General features: G+C 65.3%; 9 protein-coding genes. 5 read left to right on the forward strand and 4 right to left on the reverse strand.

Annotated elements, in window-relative coordinates; translation table 11 throughout:
* Positions 1-24: 24 nt before the first annotated feature.
* Together AB4Z37_RS07840 and AB4Z37_RS07845 are read right to left on the reverse strand one after the other, a co-directional pair.
* Positions 25-930, reverse strand: a complete 906-nt coding sequence (locus AB4Z37_RS07840; protein ID WP_441516134.1) for a hypothetical protein — start codon at positions 928-930, stop codon at positions 25-27.
* A complete protein-coding gene (locus AB4Z37_RS07845; protein WP_441516149.1) occupies positions 930-1,553 on the reverse strand; it encodes a 2-hydroxychromene-2-carboxylate isomerase in 624 nt (207 codons plus the stop codon). Before AB4Z37_RS07845 ends, AB4Z37_RS07840 begins: the two co-directional genes overlap by 1 nt.
* A 276-nt stretch (positions 1,554-1,829) precedes the next feature.
* On the opposite strand from AB4Z37_RS07845, the gene AB4Z37_RS07850 reads away from it, so the two are divergent.
* From AB4Z37_RS07850 to AB4Z37_RS07870, 5 genes are all read left to right on the forward strand, one after another.
* Positions 1,830-2,219 (forward strand): AtpZ/AtpI family protein, encoded by a 390-nt coding sequence (locus AB4Z37_RS07850; RefSeq protein ID WP_441516135.1) that lies wholly within the window; start codon positions 1,830-1,832, stop codon positions 2,217-2,219.
* An 81-nt stretch (positions 2,220-2,300) separates the two neighbouring features.
* A complete protein-coding gene (locus tag AB4Z37_RS07855; RefSeq protein ID WP_441516136.1) occupies positions 2,301-3,050 on the forward strand; it encodes a F0F1 ATP synthase subunit A in 750 nt (249 codons plus the stop codon).
* 56 nt (positions 3,051-3,106) lie between these two features.
* Positions 3,107-3,334 carry a F0F1 ATP synthase subunit C gene (locus AB4Z37_RS07860; protein ID WP_211968243.1) on the forward strand — a complete coding sequence of 76 codons (228 nt, stop codon included), beginning with the start codon at positions 3,107-3,109 and terminating at the stop codon, positions 3,332-3,334.
* A 100-nt stretch (positions 3,335-3,434) separates the two neighbouring features.
* Positions 3,435-3,992 (forward strand): F0F1 ATP synthase subunit B family protein, encoded by a 558-nt coding sequence (locus AB4Z37_RS07865; protein ID WP_441516150.1) that lies wholly within the window; start codon positions 3,435-3,437, stop codon positions 3,990-3,992.
* Positions 3,993-3,998: 6 nt separating this feature from the next.
* On the forward strand, positions 3,999-4,481 hold the full coding sequence (locus tag AB4Z37_RS07870) for a F0F1 ATP synthase subunit B family protein (RefSeq protein ID WP_441516137.1): 483 nt from the start codon (positions 3,999-4,001) through the stop codon (positions 4,479-4,481).
* An 85-nt stretch (positions 4,482-4,566) separates the two neighbouring features.
* Here AB4Z37_RS07870 and AB4Z37_RS07875 read toward each other — a convergent pair whose 3' ends face one another.
* Both AB4Z37_RS07875 and AB4Z37_RS07880 read right to left on the reverse strand, forming a co-directional pair.
* Positions 4,567-5,259 (reverse strand): hypothetical protein, encoded by a 693-nt coding sequence (locus AB4Z37_RS07875; protein WP_441516151.1) that lies wholly within the window; start codon positions 5,257-5,259, stop codon positions 4,567-4,569.
* 124 nt (positions 5,260-5,383) lie between these two features.
* The gene (locus tag AB4Z37_RS07880; RefSeq protein ID WP_441516138.1) at positions 5,384-5,971 is read right to left on the reverse strand and encodes a GNAT family N-acetyltransferase; all 588 of its coding nucleotides are present in this window, start codon (positions 5,969-5,971) and stop codon (positions 5,384-5,386) included.
* Positions 5,972-6,233: the final 262 nt, after the last annotated feature.

The following is a 6,233-nucleotide window of genomic DNA, read 5'->3' on the forward strand; positions in this document are numbered from 1 at the left end:
TGTCCCGGCGCCGGCGCGGCGCGCTCACTCGGGCTTGCCGGAGGCGTCGGACTTCATGCGCCCTGCGAGATCGAGCAGTTGTTTCCAGGCGCGCTCGACGACCCCCTTCTGCCGCTCGAACGCGCGTTCGTCCAGCGGCTGCGCGTCGCTTTTCCTGTCCGGCGGCGTCTTCGCGACCTCGCTGGTCCGCGGCTCGCTGATCAGCAGGTCGCCTTTCGGCGCGACTGCCGCCGCAGCGGAGCCGGGCTCCACCTTGGCGTCGATCTTGCCGGCAGGCGCGCCACTCTCGACCTTGCCGACTTGAACAGCATCGGCCTGCGGCGCCCCGATCGGGGGCGGCCCGGCTTGCGGCGCGCGGGCCGTCGGCGTGACCGACGCGGTCGACGCCGGCGGCTCGCGCAGCTCCAGCTCGTTGCGCAACCGCGCCGTCTCGGTCCGCAGCCGGGAGGCCTCGTCGCTCAACCGCGCCACCTCCGCGTTGAGGCGCGCGGTCTCGGTCTTCAGCTGCACGACGTCGGCGCTGCTGCTGTCCGCCGCGGCGCGTTCCTCACTGTGCACATCCACCTGCGGCTGGATCTGAGGCTGAACCTTGGATTGAACCTGGGGCGGCATCGCGGAGGACGGTTGTGGCTGTGGCTGCACCTGCGGCCGCACCGGCCCGGCCTTCGGCCGCGACGGCCGGCTCTCGAAAGTGTCAGGCTGCACATTGTAGGCACGATAGGCGTGCGCCCCGGCCCCACAGCCGGCCGCGCGACCGCCGGCGCCACCGTCCAGCCGCAGCACACCATCGGCGCCCGGCGCGAGCACCGCGCACGGCTCCATCGCGGAGGCAGATCCCGCCCACAGGACACACACCGCGATCATGGCGGCGATCGGGATCCTGGTGCGAACACCATCCCCATATGAAGTGTGGAACAAGGCGACACTCATCAGACGTCCGGACGATAAGGCCTGCGCTGCGATTTCAACGCATCGGCCAGCAGTTCGATCCGGTCTTGCCCCCAGAACACCTCGCCGTCCAGCACATAGACCGGCGAGCCGAACACATCGGCAGCCACCGCCTCGTCGCGGTTGTTGGCATACCCCGCGGCGATGTCGCTCGCGGCAGCCCGCTCGACCAGCGCGCGCCCCGGCAAGCCGACGCCATCGGCCAGCGCGACCAGGGCCTGCGGATCGGCGAGATTGCGCTGCTCTTCCCACACCGCGGCGAAGGCGCGGCGCAGAAAAGGATCGGGGTCATGGCCGGCCTCGACGATCGCGATCACCAGCTGGTCGGCGAGGGTCGCGTTGAACGGCCAGTAGGCCGGGCGGATGTGGAACGACAATCCGCGCTTGTCCCGCCAGCGCTGCAGCTCCAGCAGGCGATAGCGCTGGCGCACCGGATGGCGCTTGGCGAGCGGCAGCCCGCCGGTCTCCGAGAACAAGTCGACCAGCATCACGGGCTTGTGATTTACCCTGCAATCATAATCACTTACGACCTTGCGAAAGGCGGCGTGGCCGATATAGGCCCACGGTGACTGGACGGAAAAGTAATAATCGATCTGACGCTGCATATCCGCTTCCGAAACCGGCGACGATGAAATGGCGGTCATCCCAACAGAGCGCCCCGCGGCCCGCAAGGCGGATGTTGTGAAAAGCCGGCTGCCGCGCTGCGGCATTGTCCGCATCGGATCGTCGCCAGGCAAGTTTAGATCAACCATTTCAATGTGATAATAGGTGATTACGACTTCTTGACTTGCCAGAGGGTGGTCAGTATGGTCCGCGCGGTTTCGTGGGTGGCGGGGGCGTTTTTTCAATCGCGCGCGCGTGTGCTTGGGGTGTCGACGACAATGGCGGACGACACGCACAGCAATCAGCAGGGCGACGGAAACAACCGACGACCGCCGGCCGACGAGGCTGCGCTTTCCGCAAGGCTAACGCATCTGGACCAGCGTCTCTCCAGCTTGAGGCAGAGCCGTGACAGCCAGAGCGCCCAGCAACGCGGCGAGACGGAGACCGGCTCCGCCAAGGCTTCGGCCATGGCGCGCGGTTTTCGCCTTTCCTCCGAGCTGGTTGCAGGCGTTGTCGTCGGGGCGGTCATCGGGTGGGGCATCGACCTTTTGCTGTCGACGTCTCCCTGGGGATTGATCGTGTTCTTCCTGTTCGGCTTCGCGGCCGGTGTCCTCAACTTGATGCGGGCAGCAGGCGTCGCTCCCAGCGACCACGCCGATCGGTCCTGACCACCACCCCCGGCCGCGCGAGACGAGACATATTGGTTTTCAGTCCGGCGACCGCCGGCAAACGATGAGAGACGAAACCGGATGGCCGATCCGATTCACCAATTCGAGATCCACAAGATCTTCACGCTGGGCCATATCGGCAACCAGGAAATCGCCTTCACCAACTCGTCGCTCTACATGCTGATCGCGGTTGCGGTCGTCACCGTGCTGATGATCGGCGGCAGCGCCGGCCGCCGGCTGATCCCGAGCCGCTTCCAGTCGCTGGCCGAGCTATCCTACGAATTCGTCGGCAATACGCTGCGCAGCAGCGTCGGCGACGAAGGCATGAAGTTCTTCCCGTTCGTGTTCTCGCTGTTCATGTTCATCCTGACGGCGAACCTGATCGGCATCATCCCCTACACCTTCACCGTGACCAGCCATCTGATCGTGACGCTGGCGCTGGCGCTGATGGTGTTCCTCACCGTGCTGCTCTACGGCCTCTACAAGAACGGCTTCAAGTTCTTCAAGCTGTTCGTCCCGCACGGTATTCCGATCTACATCCTGCCGCTGATCATGGTGATCGAGGTGATCTCGTTCCTGTCGCGGCCGGTTTCGCATTCGGTGCGTCTGTTCGCCAACATGCTGGCGGGCCACATCACCCTGAAGGTGTTCGCCGGTTTCGTCACCTCGCTGTCGGCGCTCGGCGCGCTCGGCATCTTCGGCTCGGTGCTGCCGCTGGCGATGACCACGGCGCTGACCGGCCTCGAACTGCTGGTGGCTTTCCTGCAGGCCTACGTCTTCACCATTCTCACCTGCATTTACCTGAACGACGCGCTTCATCCGGGACATTGAGACCCCGGACGAATTTCACCAACCCTCAAACCAGTCTTCAAAGAAGGAGTTTCGTTATGGATCCAGTCGCAGCAAAGTACATCGGCGCCGGCATCGCTTGCCTCGGCATGGGTGGCGCGGGCATCGGCGTCGGCACCATCTTCAGCCAGTTCCTCAACGGCGCGCTGCGCAATCCGTCGGCGGCCCAGGGCCAGTTCGCGAACCTGATTTTCGGCTTCGCCGTGACCGAAGCGCTCGGCATCTTCTCGCTGCTGATCGCGCTGCTGCTGCTGTTCGCCGTCTAAGCATACCCACCCCGAAACGGCTCTCGCGGGCAGCTGATGCCCGCGACTGACGACAGAGGAGATGTCCGTGGCTGAAAGTCATGGCATGGAGAAAGCCGGCATGGCCAAGGCGCACGACGCCAAGGCTGCGACCGGCGCCCACACCGAGGCGGACAGCCACGGCAAGGGCGGTTTTCCGCCCTTCCAGGCTGAGACCTTCGCCTCGCAGCTGGTGTCGTTCGGCGTCGCTTTCGTCCTGCTCTATGTGATCGTCTCGAAGATCGCGCTTCCGCGCGTCGGCGGGGTGCTCGCAGCGCGCCAGGGTCTGATCGACAACGATCTGGCCGAAGCACAGAAGCTGAAGGACGAATCCGACGCGGCGCTGAAGGCCTATGAGAGCGAGCTCGCCTCGGCGCGTTCGCGGGCGCAGGCCATCGGCAACGAGACCCGCGACCAGCTCAACGCCCAGTCGGAAGCCGAGCGCAAGGCACTCGAAGAGCGTCTCGCCAAGAAGCTCGACGAAGCGGAAGCTTCGATCGCGACGACCCGCAAGGCAGCGATGGGCAATGTCCGCTCGATCGCGACCGATGCGGCGGCTGCGATCGTGCAGCGCCTGACCGGAACGCTTCCCGACGGCACCGCTGTCGCGAGCGCCGTCGACGCGTCGTTGAAGGGATAAGCGGCGATGTTGCAAGCAGAAGACTGGGTTGCGGTCGCATTCCTCATCCTGATGGGCATCTTCGCCTATTTCGGCGTCCACCGGACGCTGCTGAAGGCGCTCGATAACCGCAGCGACCGCATCAAGAAAGAGATCGACGACGCCCGCCGCCTCAAGGAAGAGGCTGCCAAGCTCGTCGCCGAGTATCGTGCCCGCCGCGAAAGCGCCGAGCGCGAGGCCCAGGAGATCGTGGCCAACGCCAAGGCCGAGGCCGAGCGCGTTGCCGCCGAGGCCAAGGCCAAGATGGAAGATTTTGTCGCCCGTCGCACCAAGAGCGCCGAGAGCAAGATCGCCATGGCCGAGGCCCAGGCCCTGGCCGATGTCCGCGCGGCAGCAGCGGAAGCCGCTGTGACCGCCGCCGGCTCGATCATGTCGCAGACGGTCAAGGGCTCGCTCAACGAGAACCTGATCGCCCAGAGCATCCAGGACGTTCGGCAGAAGCTGAACTGATCGGCCCGGGACCAACTCGAACTCACAAAAAAGCCGGTGCGAAACTCTCGCACCGGCTTTTTTCTTGGTCGTGCGTCCTGCCGTCTCAGCCCTGCTCGGCCTTCGCGCGGCGGCGGGACGAGCGCGGCGCCGGCTGCGGCTTGAGGCCGTTCGGATCGAAGCCGATATAGAACACGTAGGCATCTCCCGCGTCGCCCTTCGGCGCCGGATAGACCACGTCCTCGGCAACAAAGCTGTAGACCGTGCTGTCGCTGCTGTCGGCCATGGCGACGCTGGTCCGGTAAGCCTTGGTGAAGATCACCTTGTCGCCGACGCCTTCCTGCACCACGGCGACGCGAATCGGAATGTCGACGGTCGGCGGTGCGCCAGCCGGCCCGACGATCACCCGCCCTTCGATACCGATCCGGGCGGTGACCTGGCCTGCGTTGAGATTGCAGTCACGGGCCGTGCGGGTGATGGTGATCTGGTAGCGCAGGTCTGAACCGCTGGCGGGCTTGCCCGGCAGCCCCACCGCCAACGTCGATGCGCCGGCGCGAATCGCAACCGCGGGACAGGTCAGCTGCGCATCCGAAGCTTCCTGAGCCGCCGAAGGCGCCGGTTCACCGACCGCCTGCGACTTGGAACCGAACAACTGGCTGAAGCGCGACCCGATCGAGGACTCGCTGCCAGGCGATGTCCCCAGCAAACTGCCGCCGCCGCAGCCCGTCAAGGCGAGCGCGGTCACGGCGAAGAGCGCCACACGACCCAGGCTCCGCGGAGCAGCAGCCCGCAACACCATCGATTTCTGCTTGATCATCTTCCCCTGAATCCCGAAATCTCCTGATTTCGAGCGGGTTTATAGCAGTGCAAAGGCGGCAAACCAAAGGCACAATGACGCGCCGGGGCGATCCCGGGCGCTCCTGTCAGCCGCGGAAATCCTCATTCAGCAGCCCGAACAGGTAGTGGTCCTGCCACACCCCGTTGATGCAGAGATAGCGGCGCGCCTTGCCCTCGCGCGCAAAACCGCATTTTTCCAGCACCCGGACGGACGCCGTGTTGCTGGGAATGCAGGCGGCATCGACCCGGTGCAGGTTGAGCTCACCGAACAGTGACGGCAGCAGGGTGCGCAGCGCCGCCGTCATGTAGCCCTGGCCGGCGAACGGCGCGCCGATCCAGTAGCCGATGGTGCCGGCCTGCACGATGCCGCGCCGGACATTGGCCAGCGTCACGCCGCCGACCAGCGCGTTGTCGCCCTCGCGGAAGATCAGGAACGGATAGGCCTTGTCGCCGGCCATATCCTCCTCGTAGCGGCGGATGCGGCGGCGGAAACCCGAGCGGGTCAGGTCGTCCGATGGCCAGATCGGCTCCCACGGGGTCAGGAACGCCCGGCTGGCCTCGCGCAGCTGCGCCCACTGGGGGAAATCCGACATCTGCGGCGCCCGCAGCAGCAACCCGTTCCCGCGCGGCGCCAGCGGCGGAGGAGCGCTCGACGGCAACCGAAACAGGGCCATGCCCGACGCCTTTCCTTGCGATCTGGCCTTATTCTAGAGCATCGGCCGGAAGGCTGTGAACCCCGTTTTCCGGCCGCCCCGCCGCAACGAACGCACGAATCGGACGTCGATCACGCGATCCTAGTGTCCCGGTTCTAACATTCGCATCACTTTGCGGCGGGCTCTTTGCGAATGTTAGAACCATAGGGACACTAGCAAATATAAGATTCTAGTGTGGTTTTGGATCTGACATTCGCTTGATGGACTCGCGGCGATACTGAAG

It is taken from the genome of Bradyrhizobium sp. 2TAF24, from assembly GCF_052115025.1.
GTDB lineage: Bacteria > Pseudomonadota > Alphaproteobacteria > Rhizobiales > Xanthobacteraceae > Bradyrhizobium_A.

Coding starts and splice junctions, on each gene's coding strand:
- AB4Z37_RS07840 (WP_441516134.1), bottom strand. CDS start 930: ATGAGTGTCGCCTTGTTCCACACTTCATATGGGGATGGTGTTCGCACC.
- AB4Z37_RS07845 (WP_441516149.1), bottom strand. CDS start 1,553: ATGCAGCGTCAGATCGATTATTACTTTTCCGTCCAGTCACCGTGGGCC.
- AB4Z37_RS07850 (WP_441516135.1), top strand. CDS start 1,830: ATGGCGGACGACACGCACAGCAATCAGCAGGGCGACGGAAACAACCGA.
- AB4Z37_RS07855 (WP_441516136.1), top strand. CDS start 2,301: ATGGCCGATCCGATTCACCAATTCGAGATCCACAAGATCTTCACGCTG.
- AB4Z37_RS07860 (WP_211968243.1), top strand. CDS start 3,107: ATGGATCCAGTCGCAGCAAAGTACATCGGCGCCGGCATCGCTTGCCTC.
- AB4Z37_RS07865 (WP_441516150.1), top strand. CDS start 3,435: ATGGCCAAGGCGCACGACGCCAAGGCTGCGACCGGCGCCCACACCGAG.
- AB4Z37_RS07870 (WP_441516137.1), top strand. CDS start 3,999: ATGTTGCAAGCAGAAGACTGGGTTGCGGTCGCATTCCTCATCCTGATG.
- AB4Z37_RS07875 (WP_441516151.1), bottom strand. CDS start 5,259: ATGGTGTTGCGGGCTGCTGCTCCGCGGAGCCTGGGTCGTGTGGCGCTC.
- AB4Z37_RS07880 (WP_441516138.1), bottom strand. CDS start 5,971: ATGGCCCTGTTTCGGTTGCCGTCGAGCGCTCCTCCGCCGCTGGCGCCG.